The sequence below is a fragment of the Janthinobacterium sp. GW821-FHT03A03 genome (genome assembly GCF_059421435.1).
The window spans coordinates 248,407-263,245 of record NZ_JBWKUZ010000004.1 but is presented as its reverse complement, the minus strand read 5'-3'; the positions used below and the strand labels follow the sequence as shown (position 1 = coordinate 263,245).

The following is a 14,839-nucleotide window of genomic DNA, read 5'->3' as shown; positions in this document are numbered from 1 at the left end:
GTCGCACAAGCAATCTTTTGTGTATGTTGTCCATTGATTTACCATTGAATAACCCCAATGAAATTACATTCTGCTCGTTTTGCCTTGCCTTCCTTTCGCCGCAGCCTGATCGGCGCTGCCGTCATGGCCTTCTGTTCCGGCCACGCGCTGGCCGTCCAGCCGTTCACTGTCAAGGACATCCGGGTCGAAGGGATCCAGCGTACCGAAGCAGGCACCGTCTTTGCCTACCTGCCGGTGCGGGTCGGCGAGACGTTCTCCGACGAGAAGAGCGTTGCCGCCATCAAAGCCCTGTATGCGACGGGCATGTTCAAGGATGTGCGCCTGGAAGCCGATGGCGACGTCCTGGTGGTGCTGGTCGAGGAGCGCCCGGCCATCGCCAGCGTGGAGTTTACCGGTACCAAGGAATTTGAAAAGGACGTGCTGGTCAAGGCGTTGAAGGAAATCGGCGTCGGTGAAGCGAAGATTTTCGATAAGGCGTCCGTCGACCGCGCGGAACAGGAACTCAAGCGCCAGTACCTGTCGCATGGCCTGTACGGCGTGAAGATCACCACCACCGTCACGCCGATCGAGCGCAACCGCGTCAACGTGGTGTTCGCCGTCGACGAGGGCGACGTGGCCCGCATCAAGCAGATCAACATCGTCGGCAACAAGGCCTTCACGGACAAGGAGCTGCGCGAGCAGCTGGCCCTGAATACGGGCGGCTGGTTCAGCTGGTACACCAAGGCCGACCAGTATTCGAAGACCAAGCTGACGGGCGATATCGAATCGCTCAAGTCCTACTACCTGGACCGCGGCTACATCGAGATGCAGGTCGACTCGACCCAGGTGTCGATCACGCCTGATAAAAAAGACATTTACCTGACGATCAACATCACCGAAGGCGAGAAGTACAAGGTTTCCGGCACCAAGTTCGAAGGCGAGATGTTCGGCCGCGAAGAAGAGCTGAAGGCCCTGAACCTGATGCGCGAAGGCGAGATCTATTCGGGCGCGCGCCTGACGGCCACGAACAAGCGCATTCAGGACCGCCTTGCCACGTTCGGCTATGCGTTTGCCAACGTCAACGCCAATCCCGAGATCAACCGCGAAAAGCACGAAGTGGGGTTTACCTTCTTCATCGATCCGGGCAAGCGCGTCTACGTGCGCCACATGAATATCGCCGGCAACACCACTACGCGCGATGAAGTCATCCGTCGCGAATTCCGTCAGTTCGAATCGTCCTGGTATGACAGCAACAAGATCAAGCTGTCGCGCGACCGCGTCGACCGCCTCGGCTATTTCAAGGACGTGACCATCGACACGCCGGAAGCGCAGGGCACGACCGACCAGGTCGACGTCAACGTGACGGTGGTGGAAAAACCGACAGGTAACTTCCTGATCGGCGGCGCGTTCTCGCAATCGGAAAAATTCACATTGTCGGCCTCGATTTCGCAGGCCAACTTCGCCGGTAGCGGCAATACGGTGGGTATCGAGCTCAATACCAGCCATTACAGCCGCACCATTGCGTTTTCGCAAACCAATCCGTACTTCACGGACGACGGCATTTCGCGCAGCTTCGAAGTCTACCTGCGTACGACGGAACCGCCGGCGCTGAACATCGGCAGCTACAAGATCAAGCAGACCGGCGGCCGCGTGAGTTTCGGCGTGCCGTTCTCGGAAGTCGACACCGTCTTCTTCGGTATTGGCGCCGAGCGTTCGCGCATCGAGACCGATATCACCAGCCCGATCCGCTTCAAGCAGTACGTGATCGACAATGGCGGCCCGTCCGACGGCATCGGTTCGGCTACCACCAATTCCATTCCGCTGACGGCCGCATGGCAGCGCGACAGCCGTGACAGCGCCCTGACGCCATCGATCGGCCGCTACCAGCGCGTCAACCTGGAGGCGGACCTGATCGGCGACCAGAAGTACTTCCGTGCCATCTATGAGCACCAGTATTTCCGTCCGTTGTTCAGCAAGGTCACCCTGGCGCTGAAGGGCGAGATCGACTACGGCCATGGCATCGGCAAACACGTGTACCCGGTCTTCAAGAACTTCTACGGCGGCGGCATCGGTTCGGTGCGCGGCTACCTGAGTTCCTCGCTGGGCGCGGTCGAACCGAGCACCAACGATGCCCTGGGCGGCGCGTCGCGCCTGATCGGCAACGCGGAACTGCAGATGCCATTCCCCGGTTCGGGCAATGACCGCAGCCTGCGCTGGTTCGGTTTCCTCGATGGCGGTCAGGTCTACCAGGAAGGCGAAAAAATGCGTATTTCGCAATTGCGCTATTCTGCTGGCCTGGGGATCAGCTGGATTTCGCCGGTGGGCCCGCTCAAACTGAGTTATGCCAAACCGCTGAACGCCAAGCCGACGGACCGCCTGGAGCGCTTCCAGTTCCAGATGGGCACCGGTTTCTAACCGGCCCGCTGGAACCAGGCGCGAGCTTTTACTTTTTGACCATGGAGTATCATGAACACCGCATCCGCTACCCTGCCCAAGTCCCTTGCCATGATCGCATTGTGCTGGAGTTCGCTGTTGCCGGTGCAGGCGCAGGCTCAGGAGTCGAAGATCGCCTGGATCAGCAGCGAACGTATTTATAACGAATCGAGGCTGGCCAAGCTGGCCAGCGCCAAGCTGGCGGAGGAATTCCGCACGCGTGAAAAGGCCATGCAGGAACTGGCCGCCCGCTTCAAGGTGGCCAACGAGGCCCTGGAAAAGGACATGCCAACCCTGAGCGAGGCTGAGCGGGCCAAGCGCCAGCGCGAGTTTTTTGAGCTGGACAAGGAATTGCAGCGCCGCCAGCGCGAGTTCCGCGAAGACCTGAGTCAGCGCACGAACGAAGAGCGCAGCGCCATCGCGGAAAAGGCCAACACCATCATCCAGCAGATGGCCCATATCGAGGGATATGACATCGTGCTGCAGGAAGCCCTGTGGGCCAGCCCGCGCATCGACATCACCGACAAGGTGCTGAAGGCGCTGGACAAGTAATTGTAATAGTTTTTACGCCTGGCAGTGCCGTAGCGAGCGGATGTGAGTTGTGGTTGAGAAGCGGAGCTGTGCGCATGCACAGTGAGCATCGGAGACCGCAAATCGCGCCGCGCAGTAGGCAGTGGCAGGCGTTTTTATAAGGGTTTCATAGATGGGCACTCGACTAGGAGAATTGGTCGAACGCTTCGGCGGACAATTGGCGGGCGAGCCCAACCTGGAAGTTTCAGGGATCGCTCCGCTGGCTGACGCCGGCGCTTCGCACATCAGCTTTCTCAGCAATAGCAAGTTCCGCGCACAGGCGGCCCAGAGCGGCGCCGCTGCGCTGATCCTCACGCCGGCCGACGATGCGCTGATCGGCGCCGAGTATGCGGGCGCGCGCATCGTCACACCGAATCCCTATGTGTATTTCGCGCGCGCGGCGCAGTATTTCGCCGACCTGCATGAAATCAGGGCGCCGCTGGGCATCCATCCGAGCGCCTTTGTCGACGCCGGCGCGCAGGTCGATGCCAGCGCGTCCATCGGCGCCCATGCGGTGATCGAGGCGGGCGCCGTGATCGGCGCCGGCTGCGTGATCGGTCCTGGCTGCGTGGTGGGCCGCGACGCCGTCATCGGCGCCGGCACGCAGTTGTTCGCCAACGTGACCTTCCATGCGCGCTGCATGATCGGCCAGCGCGGCATCATCCATTCGGGCGCCGTGATCGGCACCGACGGATTCGGCTTCGCCAACGAGGGCGGCGTGTATATCAAGATTCCGCAGACGGGCAGGGTGGTGATCGGCGACGATGTCGATATCGGCGCCAATACCACCATCGACCGTGGCGCATTGGCCGACACCATCATCGAAGATGGTGTCAAGCTGGATAACCAGATCCAGATCGGCCACAACTGCCACATCGGCGCGCATACGGCGATGGCCGGCTGCGTCGGCGTGGCGGGCAGCGCCGTCATCGGCAAGTACTGCACCTTTGGCGGCGCCGCCATGGTGCTGGGCCACCTGACGATTGCCGACCGCGTCCATGTCGGTTCCGGCAGCATGGTCTCGCGCTCGATCGCGGAGCCGGGCCAGTACACGGGTTTCTACCCGCTGGCCAAGAACGCCGACTGGGAAAAGAGCGCCGCCATCGTGCGCAACCTGTCAAGCATGCGCGAAAAAATCCGCGCGCTTGAAAAAACAATTAAAACACTGACCACGCAAGACGAAAAATGACTACTGAAAACAAGACCCTCGACATCCTCGCCATCAAATCGCTGCTGCCGCACCGCTACCCGCTGCTGCTGGTCGACCGCGTGCTGGACTGGGAGGCGAACAAAACCATCACCGCCATCAAGAATGTGACGGTCAACGAAGAGTTCTTCCAGGGCCATTTCCCGCACAAGCCGGTCATGCCCGGCGTGCTGATGATCGAAGCGCTGGCGCAAACGGCGGCGCTGCTGTCGTTCCTGTCGATGGGCGTGAAGCCGGACGAGAACTCGGTGGTCTACTTTGTCGGCATCGACAATGCGCGCTTCAAGCGTCCTGTCGAACCGGGCGACCAGTTGAAGATGGACGTGGAAATCCTGCGCGTCTCGCGCGGCATCTGGAAATACAAGGCCGTCGGTACGGTCGACGGCAAGCTGGCCGTAGAAGGTGAACTGATGTGCACGATCCGCAGCGCGCAGGATGCGAGCCAGCCAGCGGGGCAGTAATGGCGGCCATCCACTCGACGGCAGTCATCGATCCGAAGGCCGAGCTGGACAGCTCGGTCGAGGTGGGCCCGTACTCCATCATCGGCCCGCACGTGCGCATCGGCGCCGGCACCAGGGTCGGCCCGCATGTGGTGATCGACGGCCATACGACGATAGGCGCGGACAACCACCTGTTCCAGTTTTCCTCCATCGGCGCGCAGCCGCAGGATAAAAAATGGTCTGGCGAGGCCACGCGCCTGGAAATTGGCGACCGCAACACCATCCGGGAGTTTTGCACCTTCAACACGGGAACCGTGCAAGGCGGCGGTGTGACGCGCCTGGGCAATGACAACTGGATTTCGGCGTATGTGCACCTGGCGCACGACTGCCTGGTGGGCAACAACACCATCTTTTCGAACAACGCCCAGCTGGCGGGCCACGTGGAAATCGGCGACTGGGTCATCATGAGCGGTTTCGCCAATGTGCACCAGTTCTGCAAGATCGGCGCGCATGCCTTTGTCGGCATGAGCACCAGCCTGACGCAGGACGTGCCGCCGTTCGTGCTCCTGAACGGCAATCCGGCGCAGGCCCATGGCGTCAATATCGAAGGCCTGAAACGCCGCGGCTTTACGCGCGAGCAGATCAACGGCATCCGCGCCGCGTATAAACTCATCTATCGCTCGGGACTGACCCTGGAAGAATCCAAGGCGGCCCTGTTCGAAGAAGAAGCGGCATCGTCGCCCGAGGTGGCGGAACACATTCGCGCCATGCGCGAATTTTTGGGCGTGGCGTCGCGTGGCATCGTCCGCTGACCAGTCCAGCGGCCTGTCGGTCGCCATCGTCGCCGGCGAGGTGTCGGGAGACCTGCTGGCCAGCCGGCTGCTGTCCGGCCTCGTGCCGCAGCTGCCCGGCGCTCGCTTCCACGGCATCGGCGGCGAGCACATGGCCAGGCAGGGCTTCGTGTCGGACTGGCCGCTCGACAAATTGACCGTGCGCGGCCTGTTCGAGATCATTCCCCGCTACCGCGAAATCAAGGGCATCCAGAATGCGCTGCGCGACCAGCTGCTGGCGGAGCGTCCCGCCGTCTTCATCGGCGCCGACTACCCGGGCTTTAACCTGGGACTCGAGCAGCAGCTGAAGGAAGGCGGCATCCCCACCGTGCACTACATCGGGCCGCAGATCTGGGCCTGGCGCGGCGGGCGCATCAAGAAAATCATCAAGGCCGTCTCGCACATGCTGGTGATCTTCCCGTTCGAGGAAGAGATCTACCGCAAGGCAGGCGTGCCCGTTACCTATGTCGGCCATCCGCTGGCCGAGATGATCCCCCTGCAGCCCGACGAAGCGGCCGCGCGCCGTGTCCTGGGCTTGCCCGAAGACGCCAACGTGGTGACCCTGATGCCGGGCAGCCGCATGGGCGAACTCAAATACAATACGGTGGCGTTCGTGGCCGCCTGCAAGCTGCTGCTGGCGCGCGACCGCTCGCTGCGCTTCGTCGCACCGATGGCCGGCGAAAAGCAGCGCCAGTACTTTTTGCAACTCATCCGTGAGGCGGGCTTGCAGGATGTCGAAATCCTGCTCACCGATGGCGGCTCGCACACTGCCATCTGCGCCGCCGATGCAGTACTGGTGGCGTCCGGCACGGCGTCGCTGGAGGTGGCGCTGTACAAGAAGCCCATGGTCATCGCCTACAAAATGATGCGCGCTTCGTGGGAAATCATGCGCCACATGGGCTACCAGCCGTGGATTGGTTTGCCGAACATCCTGGCGCGCGACTACCTGGTGCCCGAACTGCTGCAGAACGCGGCCAGTCCCGAAGCGCTGGCCGAGGCCATGTGGCGGCAGCTGAGCGACGTGCCGGGCCGCCTGCGCCTGGTGCAGCGTTTCACGGACATGCACCACAGCCTGCTGCGCGACAGCGCGCGAGAGAGCGCCAACGCCGTCATGCAGGTCATCGCCGCCAATGGCAAGTAATTCCCGATCACCGCTTCAACCGCAGTACCAACCAAAGATTCAACGTGAAAAATATCTATCCCGGCCTGTTTGACGACTTGCCATTCTCGCTCGATGAAATCATCTGCGGCGTCGACGAGGCAGGACGCGGTCCGCTGGCCGGCCCGGTCTTCGCCGCCGCCGTGATCCTCGACCCGAATCAGCCCATCGACGGCTTGCGCGACTCGAAAAAGCTCACCGAAGCCAAACGCGACCTGCTGGCGCCGCAGATCAAGGCCAAGGCCCTGGCCTGGGCCATCGCCGAAGCGTCGGAAGAGGAAATCGACCGCCTGAACATCCTGCAGGCGTCGATGCTGGCCATGCGCCGCGCCGTCGAGGCTTTGTCTACCGTGCCGACCCTGGCGCTGATCGACGGCAACCGCTGCCCCGTGATGCCAATACGCGGCATGGCCATCGTCGGCGGCGACGACAAGGTCGATTCGATTTCCGCGGCCTCGATCCTGGCCAAGACGGCGCGCGACGCGGCCCTGGTGCACCTGCACGCGGCCTATCCCGAGTACTGCTTTGACCAGCACAAGGGCTATGGCACCAAATTGCACCTGGAGCGGCTGCACCTGCACGGCGCCTCGCCCGTGCACCGCCGTTCGTTCGCGCCCGTGCGCAACGTCATTGCGCTGTTCGGCGCGCAGGAGGTGGTGGCATGAAGACGATCACTTCGCGCGACAATGCGCAATACAAGGATTTGCTGAAACTGGCGGGCAGTTCGCAGGCGCGCCGCAAGTCGGGCCGCACCCTGCTCGACGGCGTGCATCTGTGCCAGTCCTACCTGCAGCTGCGCGGCATGCCGGAACAATGCATCGTCAGCGAAAGCGCCCTGCAGAATGCGGAGGTGGCGGACATCGTCGGCCAGCTCGAAGCGCAGCGCGCGCACGTACTGGGCTTGCCCGACGCGCTGTACAACGCCGTCAGCCAGGTGGAGCACGGCGTGGGCGTGATGTTCCTCATCGAGACGCCGGAGCGGGCCGTCACGCAGCCGCTGAGCGTGTCGGCCGTGCTGCTCGATAACCTGCAAGACCCGGGCAACGTGGGCTCCATCCTGCGCAGCGCGGCGGCCGCCGGCATCACGCAGGTGTACTGCAGCGCCGGCACGGCCTTCTGCTGGTCGCCCAAGGTGCTGCGCGCAGCGATGGGCGCGCACTTCGTGCTCGATATCTTTGAAAACGTCGACCTGGCCGCACTGGTCGCCGGCGCCAAGGTGGCGACCCTCGCCACCAGCGGCTACGCCACGCAGCGCTTGTACGACGTCGACCTGCGCCAGCCAGTTGCCTGGCTGTTCGGCCACGAAGGGCAGGGCGTGGCCGACGATTTGCTGTCGATGGCGACGCACCAGGTGGTCATTCCCCATCTTGGCCAGATCGAATCGCTGAACGTGGCCGCCTGCGCCGCCGTCTGCTTCTTCGAGCAGGTGCGCCAGAACCAGTAGCAGGAAATGCAACGGGGCCTCAAGGGCCCCGTTTTTTGTCCGGCTGCCTGATTCAGTATTCGCGGCGGTTCGGTTTGATCTCCTGCAGGATCGTCGTGGAGATTTCCTCGATCGACTTGGTGGTCGACGACAGCCAGCGGATACCCTCGCGTTTCATCATTTTCTCCGCTTCGTTGACCTCATAGCGGCAATTTTCAATGGCCGCATACTTGCTTCCAGCACGTCTTTCGTTGCGTATTTCCGACAAACGTTCGGGCGTAATGCTTAATCCGAAAATTTTATTCTTAAATTCGTTCAGTGCCGTCGGCAGCTTTTCACGCTCGAAATCCTCGGGAATCAGCGGGTAATTGGCCGCTTTGATGCCGTACTGCATGGCCAGGTACAGGCTGGTCGGGGTCTTGCCAGAGCGGGAAACACCCACCAGAATGACATCGGCCGATGACAGGTTCTTGTGTGACTGCCCATCGTCATGGGCCAGCGAATAATTGATCGCCTCGATGCGGTTCTTGTATTCCTCGCTGTCGACGATGTTGTGCGAGCGGCCGATGGTGTGGGTGGACATCACGCCCAGCTCCTGCTCCAGCGGGGCGACGAAGGTCTGGATCAGGTCCATGTGCATGCCGCTGGACTTGCGGATCACGGCCGACAGGTCGTTTTTCACCAGGGTGGAGAAGATGATGGGACGCTGGCCGTCGGTGGCAAACGCTTCGTTGATCTTGCGCGCCGCCTCGTACGCCTTGTCCATGGTGTCGATAAAGGGCAGGCGAATCTGGCGGAAGCGCAGGTCGAACTGCGTCAGCACCGAATGGCCGAACGTCTCGGCGGTGATGCCGGTACCGTCAGAAACGAAGAAAACGGTGCGGGCCGCGGCGGGCAGAGGGGGGCGTGGTTCTTGTGTCATGGGTTTTCGGATCAAGATTGTGCGTCGTCAATTTGCGCCGCACAAGGTAAAATGGCTGTAACGGTATGATTGTGCTGCACGACGCCAAGAATAACAAGAAGACTGTCTGTGCGCCTCGCGTAAAGATTTCTATCATCAGTAAGGGTGTCATTATGACCAACGCAGTATCGCAGGAGAAAGACAAGGACGCGGTGTACGTCGCCTCGTTCGAGCATTTGCGCATGACGGATGTCGAATCCGTCGGCGGCAAGAACGCCTCCCTGGGCGAAATGATCAGCCAGCTGGCCGAAGCTGGCGTGCGCGTGCCCGGTGGCTTCGCCACCACGGCACAGGCATTCCGCGACTTCCTGTCGTATAGCGCCAACGGCGGCCTGCCGCTGGCCGAGCGCATTGCCCAGCGCCTGGAAGGCCTGGACATCGACGATGTGCGCGCGCTGGCGCAAGCCGGTGCCGAGATCCGTCAATGGATCGTGGAAACCCCGTTCCAGCCCCGCCTGGCGGCTGAAATCGACCAGTTCTACGCCAAGCTGGTGGCCGACTCCGATACCGAAATGTCGTTTGCCGTGCGTTCCTCGGCGACGGCGGAAGACTTGCCGGACGCATCTTTTGCTGGCCAGCAAGAAACTTTCCTGAACGTGGTCGGCATCGACAACGTGCTCGAAGCGATGAAACAGGTATTCGCGTCGCTGTACAACGACCGCGCCATTTCCTACCGCGTACACAAGGGTTTTACGCACGCTGAAGTGGCCTTGTCGGCCGGCGTGCAGCGCATGGTGCGTTCCGACCTGGGCGCCGCCGGCGTGATGTTTACCATCGATACGGAATCGGGCTTCAAGGACGTGGTGTTCGTCACTTCCAGCTATGGCCTCGGTGAAACCGTGGTGCAGGGCGCCGTCAACCCCGACGAATTCTATGTGCACAAGCCGATGCTGGAAAAAGGCAAGTCGCCTGTGATCCGCCGCAATATCGGCTCCAAACTGCTGAAGATGGAATTCACGAACGAAGCGAAAGCCGGCCGTTCCGTGAGAACCGTCGACGTGCCTGTCGAAATGCGCAACCGCTACTCGCTGAACGACAGCGAAGTGGTGGAACTGGCGAAATACGCCGTCATCATCGAAAACCACTATGGCCGTCCGATGGACATCGAGTGGGGCAAGGATGGCCGCGACGGCAAGCTGTACATCCTGCAGGCGCGTCCCGAGACCGTCAAGTCGCAGCAAAAGGCGACCGACGTGCAGGAACGCTTCAAGCTGAAGAGCACCGGCACCGTGCTGACGTCCGGCCGCGCCATCGGCCAGAAGATCGGCGCCGGCCCCGTGCGCGTGATTCACGACCCGGCCGACATGGAGCGCGTGCAGCCAGGCGACGTACTCGTTGCCGACATGACGGACCCGAACTGGGAACCGGTCATGAAGCGCGCTTCGGCCATCGTCACCAATCGCGGCGGCCGTACTTGCCACGCAGCAATTATTGCCCGTGAACTCGGCGTGCCTGCCGTCGTCGGCTGCGGCGACGCGACCGACGTGCTGAAAGATGGCACGTTTGTTACCGTCGTCTGCTCGGAAGGCGACGAAGGCAAGATCTACGACGGTCTGCTGGAAACGGAAGTGTCGGAAGTGTCGCGCGGCGAATTGCCGAAGCTCGACACCAAGATCATGCTCAATGTGGGCAATCCGCAACTGGCGTTCGACTTCCAGTCCGTGCCGAACGCCGGCGTGGGTCTGGCGCGCCTGGAATTCATCATCAATAACAATATTGGTGTGCATCCGCGCGCGATCCTCGAATACCCGAACATCGACGCCGACCTGAAAAAGGCCGTGGAATCCGTGGCGCGAGGTCACGCATCGCCGAAAGCGTTCTATATCGACAAGCTGGCCGAAGGCATCGCCACCATCGCCGCCGCGTTCTGGCCGAAGAAAGTCATCGTGCGCCTGTCCGACTTCAAGTCGAACGAGTACAAGAAGCTGATCGGCGGTTCGCGCTACGAGCCGGACGAGGAAAACCCGATGCTGGGCTTCCGCGGCGCGGCGCGCTACCTGTCGGCCGACTTCTCCGAAGCGTTCAACATGGAATGCGAGGCGATGAAACGCGTGCGCAATGACATGGGCCTGACAAACGTGGAAATCATGGTGCCATTCGTGCGCACCCTGGGCCAGGCCGAGAAAGTCATCGACCTGCTGGCGAAAAACGGCCTGAAGCGGGGCGAGAACGGCTTGCGCGTCATCATGATGTGCGAAGTGCCGTCGAACGCCATCCTGGCCGACCAGTTCCTCGACCATTTCGACGGCTTCTCGATCGGTTCGAACGATCTGACCCAGCTGACCCTGGGCCTGGACCGCGATTCCGGCATGGAATTGCTGGCCGCCGACTTCGACGAGCGCGATCCTGCCGTGAAAGCGCTGCTGGCCCTGGCCATCAAGGCTTGCCTGGCACGCGGCAAGTACATCGGCATTTGCGGCCAGGGTCCTTCCGACCATCCCGACTTTGCCGTCTGGCTGATGGAGCAGGGCATCGAATCGATGTCCTTGAATCCTGACTCGGTGATCGATACCTGGCAAAAGCTGGCTGCGCTGAAAGCGTAAGCATCTATCATTATTGCCCTCTGAAAACCCGCTGCCACTCACCTGGCAGCGGGTTTTTTTATGTGCCATCCTCGGTGTCAAGTCCCTGGCGGGCGGCGCACGCGGCTGAATGATGAGGTAGCGCAAGATCAGCTAAAATGATTCCACCAACACATTGACGGGAGTTCATATGGCAAGCAAGAAACCGACCAAAGCTGCAAAGATCGACATCGGCATTTCCGAAGCGGACCGTGCGAAGATCGCGGAAGGCCTGTCCGGCCTGCTGGCTGACAGCTACACCTTGTACCTGATGACCCACAATTTCCACTGGAACGTGAAGGGGCCGATGTTCAACACCCTGCACCTGATGTTCATGACGCAGTACACGGAGCAATGGGGCGCGCTGGATCTGATCGCCGAGCGCATCCGCGCCCTTGGCTATCCGGCACCGGGCACGTACAAGGAATTCGTCAAGCTGGCCTCGATCAAGGAAATCGACGGCGTGCCGCCAGCCCTGGAAATGGTCAGCCATCTGGTGTCGGCGCAAGAGGCAACTGCACGCACGGCGCGCCGTTTGTTCCCGCTGCTGGAAAAGGCCAACGATCAGCCAACGGCCGACCTGATCACGCAGCGCCTGGATTTGCATGAAAAGACAGCGTGGATGTTGCGCAGCCTGCTGGAAGAGTAAGAGCACCTGCCAGTACCTACTGCGCGTCGCGATTTGCCGCCGCCGATGCTCACTGCCTCGGCGGCCCCGTACTTCGCACAGTTCCGCTTCTCAGCCACAAATCACATCCGCTCGCTACGGTTTTGTCAGGTGTGAAACGTGCCGGGCCAGCGGGCTAATTCGCCCCCGGCTATTGACGTCATCCGGAATTGCGTTAGACTGCTTGTATATAGGTGTCTGGCAAGAATAATATCAGCTGGTATTTCGCATTAAACCCCGTCGCTTATATAGGCTGCGGGGTTTTTTATTTTCGGATTCAAATGGACGGAGGCATCATGGCTGAATGGGTGGGCTGGTTTGTGGCGGCAGGCGTGGTACTGATCCTGGAATTGTTCACGGGCACGTTTTATCTGCTGATGATCGCCATCGGTGTCGGCGCGGGCGGATTGGTGGCGCTGGCGGGCGGTAATGGCAGTTGGCAGGCCATGACGGCGGCCATTGTCGGCGTGGCTGCGACCCTGTTATTGCGGCGCAGCCGTTTCGGCAAGGCGGCGCGGCGCGATGCGGCCCAGGATCCGAATGTGAATCTCGATATCGGGCAAAGCGTGGCCGTGGCGCATTGGGTCGATGGCGTGGCGCGTGTCACGTATCGCGGTGCCTTGTGGGATGTGGAATTGATACCCGGCAGTGATACGCAGGCCGGTCATTACACCATACGTGCCGTGCGCGGCAGCCGTTTGATTGTTGGATAACCTGGAGAGTAGATTATGGAAGTAAACATCGGAAGCGTGTCGCTGATCTTGTTATTGCTGGCATTGGTATTTGTCTTCAAGACGGTCAATGTGGTGCCGCAGCAGCATGCCTGGGTAGTCGAGCGCCTGGGAAAATTCCACGCCGTATTGGGCCCCGGCCTGAATATCGTCGTGCCATTCGTCGACCGTATTGCTTACAAGCATGTGCTGAAGGAAATCCCGCTTGATGTGCCGCCACAGGTGTGCATTACGCGCGACAATACGCAATTGCAGGTCGACGGGATTCTGTATTTCCAGATTACCGACGCCATGCGCGCCTCGTATGGCTCGTCGAATTATATCGCCGCCATTACGCAGCTGGCGCAAACTACCTTGCGTTCCGTTATCGGTAAAATGGAGCTCGACAAGACATTTGAAGAGCGCGACCATATCAATACCGCCATCGTGAATGCCATTGATGAGTCTGCCGCCAATTGGGGCGTCAAGGTATTGCGCTATGAAATCAAGGATTTGACGCCGCCAAAGGAAATCCTGCATGCGATGCAGGCGCAAATCACTGCCGAACGGGAAAAGCGCGCGCTGATCGCCGCGTCGGAAGGACGCAAGCAGGAGCAGATCAATATTGCCAGCGGCGAACGTGAAGCGAACATCGCCCGTTCGGAGGGCGAGAAGCAGGCGTCCATCAATCGCGCCGAGGGGCAGGCCACCGCCATCGTGGCCCTGGCGCAGGCCAGTGCCGAAGCGTTGCGCCAGGTAGGGGCGGCGATTCGCGAGCCGGGCGGTGAAGATGCCGTTAATCTGAAGGTTGCCGAGCAGTATGTTGGTGCATTTGCACAATTGGCTAAAACGAATAATTCGATTATCGTGCCGGCCAATCTGGGCGATATGAGCGGCTTGATTGCGACGGCGATGCAGGTGGTGAAAAGCCAGAAGCCGAAAAGCGGGGTGGCCATTCCCTGAGGGCCAGACCTGACTAGTTATTCAGTAGTAAGTGACGCAGCAAGTGCCGCCCGCCCGATAGCGGGCGGTTTGCATTTGTATGGTGCGATAGGCAGCGGAGCGTGTCGGAAAATGCGGCTCATTTGACATATACAGGTTTCGTTATTTTATGCCGTGGTATGCTCCGCATGTTTGCATATTATGCCTGGCGTGCAGCACTGGTTTATGTTTTCGATTATAGTAGGCGCCGATGTACATGCGGCGGCATGTGATGAGCTGAATGTGTGCTGGTAGACATTCGATTTCAATGAATTACCGAGAAAAGGGAAGGATAGTATTGCTCCCATGCTTTTCGTGAATTGCCATTATTATGGCAATAAATTGCAATGAAACAAAAAGTGCTGCAAAATAAATGACACAGGGCGCCAAATTGAATCTTCTCCTGGTCCCTGCTGGCGGGCTTGCCGTCGCGGCAGTTGCAGCGTTTTTTGGGGACTGTACCGGCCCATGGCCATGTGAAACTGGGTTTTTTGATAAAAGAAGTGCAAAAAAACATTCAAATCTCAAGAAAAATTGCCTCAGCCGCGTTACAATTGGATAGAATTTAACTGTTCAGTTATATTTTTCAACTCACACAAAGGAAATATCATGGATCTGTCCAGCTTATCCCTGTCCGAACTGCGTACGCTGCAGGACGACATCAAGAAGCAAATGAAAAAGCGCGAGCAAGATGACCTGTCCAAAGCCCGTGAACAAATCCTCGCAATCGCTCAGAGCGTCGGTGTTTCCGTAAAAGATCTGGTTGGTACAGGCATACGCGCTAAAACCGGTACCGTCGCTGTGCGCTATCGCAATCCCGATGATCCGACACAGCAATGGACTGGCCGTGGCCGTCAGCCGAAATGGGTCAAAGAGTGGACCGATTCGGGCAAGTCGCGTGATCTGCTGAAGGTGTAA

14 protein-coding genes are annotated in these 14,839 nt (G+C 60.1%); 13 read left to right on the top strand and 1 reads right to left on the bottom strand.

What is annotated here, in order from left to right; genetic code table 11:
- Window positions 1–57: 57 nt before the first annotated feature.
- The 8 genes from bamA to AC07VI_RS12005 all read left to right on the top strand — a co-directional run bounded on the left by bamA (window position 58) and on the right by AC07VI_RS12005 (window position 8,062).
- Window positions 58–2,394: an outer membrane protein assembly factor BamA gene (gene bamA, locus AC07VI_RS12040; protein ID WP_086145230.1), complete on the top strand. Its 2,337-nt coding sequence runs from the start codon at window positions 58–60 to the stop codon at window positions 2,392–2,394.
- 51 nt (window positions 2,395–2,445) lie between these two features.
- The gene (locus AC07VI_RS12035) at window positions 2,446–2,964 is read left to right on the top strand and encodes an OmpH/Skp family outer membrane protein (protein ID WP_076569785.1); all 519 of its coding nucleotides are present in this window, start codon (window positions 2,446–2,448) and stop codon (window positions 2,962–2,964) included.
- A 151-nt stretch (window positions 2,965–3,115) separates the two neighbouring features.
- Window positions 3,116–4,171, top strand: coding sequence for a UDP-3-O-(3-hydroxymyristoyl)glucosamine N-acyltransferase (gene lpxD / locus AC07VI_RS12030; RefSeq protein ID WP_086145229.1), 1,056 nt, complete (start codon window positions 3,116–3,118; stop codon window positions 4,169–4,171).
- On the top strand, window positions 4,168–4,650 hold the full coding sequence (gene fabZ, locus AC07VI_RS12025; RefSeq protein WP_086145228.1) for a 3-hydroxyacyl-ACP dehydratase FabZ: 483 nt from the start codon (window positions 4,168–4,170) through the stop codon (window positions 4,648–4,650). Before lpxD ends, fabZ begins: the two co-directional genes overlap by 4 nt.
- Entirely contained in the window at window positions 4,650–5,441 is a 792-nt protein-coding gene (lpxA, locus tag AC07VI_RS12020; protein ID WP_086145227.1) for an acyl-ACP--UDP-N-acetylglucosamine O-acyltransferase, read from the top strand. Before fabZ ends, lpxA begins: the two co-directional genes overlap by 1 nt.
- Window positions 5,425–6,600 carry a lipid-A-disaccharide synthase gene (lpxB, locus tag AC07VI_RS12015; RefSeq protein ID WP_099376068.1) on the top strand — a complete coding sequence of 392 codons (1,176 nt, stop codon included), beginning with the start codon at window positions 5,425–5,427 and terminating at the stop codon, window positions 6,598–6,600. The genes lpxA and lpxB overlap by 17 nt, the downstream gene beginning before the upstream one ends.
- 44 nt (window positions 6,601–6,644) lie before the next feature.
- The gene (gene rnhB, locus AC07VI_RS12010; RefSeq protein WP_086145225.1) at window positions 6,645–7,283 is read left to right on the top strand and encodes a ribonuclease HII; all 639 of its coding nucleotides are present in this window, start codon (window positions 6,645–6,647) and stop codon (window positions 7,281–7,283) included.
- The gene (locus AC07VI_RS12005; RefSeq protein WP_086145224.1) at window positions 7,280–8,062 is read left to right on the top strand and encodes a TrmH family RNA methyltransferase; all 783 of its coding nucleotides are present in this window, start codon (window positions 7,280–7,282) and stop codon (window positions 8,060–8,062) included. The genes rnhB and AC07VI_RS12005 overlap by 4 nt, the downstream gene beginning before the upstream one ends.
- A gap of 52 nt (window positions 8,063–8,114) precedes the next feature.
- On the opposite strand, the gene ppsR is transcribed toward AC07VI_RS12005, so the two are convergent.
- Complete coding sequence (gene ppsR, locus AC07VI_RS12000; protein WP_086145223.1) at window positions 8,115–8,963, bottom strand: posphoenolpyruvate synthetase regulatory kinase/phosphorylase PpsR; 849 nt, start codon at window positions 8,961–8,963, stop codon at window positions 8,115–8,117.
- Window positions 8,964–9,115: 152 nt separating this feature from the next.
- Between ppsR and ppsA the strand changes: the two genes are divergently transcribed.
- The 5 genes from ppsA to AC07VI_RS11975 all read left to right on the top strand — a co-directional run bounded on the left by ppsA (window position 9,116) and on the right by AC07VI_RS11975 (window position 14,839).
- On the top strand, window positions 9,116–11,545 hold the full coding sequence (gene ppsA / locus AC07VI_RS11995; protein ID WP_492993753.1) for a phosphoenolpyruvate synthase: 2,430 nt from the start codon (window positions 9,116–9,118) through the stop codon (window positions 11,543–11,545).
- Window positions 11,546–11,714: 169 nt separating this feature from the next.
- Window positions 11,715–12,212 carry a Dps family protein gene (locus AC07VI_RS11990; RefSeq protein ID WP_086145221.1) on the top strand — a complete coding sequence of 166 codons (498 nt, stop codon included), beginning with the start codon at window positions 11,715–11,717 and terminating at the stop codon, window positions 12,210–12,212.
- 314 nt (window positions 12,213–12,526) lie between these two features.
- Window positions 12,527–12,943, top strand: a complete 417-nt coding sequence (locus AC07VI_RS11985; protein WP_099376084.1) for an NfeD family protein — start codon at window positions 12,527–12,529, stop codon at window positions 12,941–12,943.
- Window positions 12,944–12,958: 15 nt separating this feature from the next.
- Window positions 12,959–13,903, top strand: a complete 945-nt coding sequence (locus AC07VI_RS11980) for an SPFH domain-containing protein (RefSeq protein WP_086145220.1) — start codon at window positions 12,959–12,961, stop codon at window positions 13,901–13,903.
- A 627-nt stretch (window positions 13,904–14,530) separates the two neighbouring features.
- Window positions 14,531–14,839, top strand: a complete 309-nt coding sequence (locus AC07VI_RS11975) for an H-NS histone family protein (protein WP_076569808.1) — start codon at window positions 14,531–14,533, stop codon at window positions 14,837–14,839.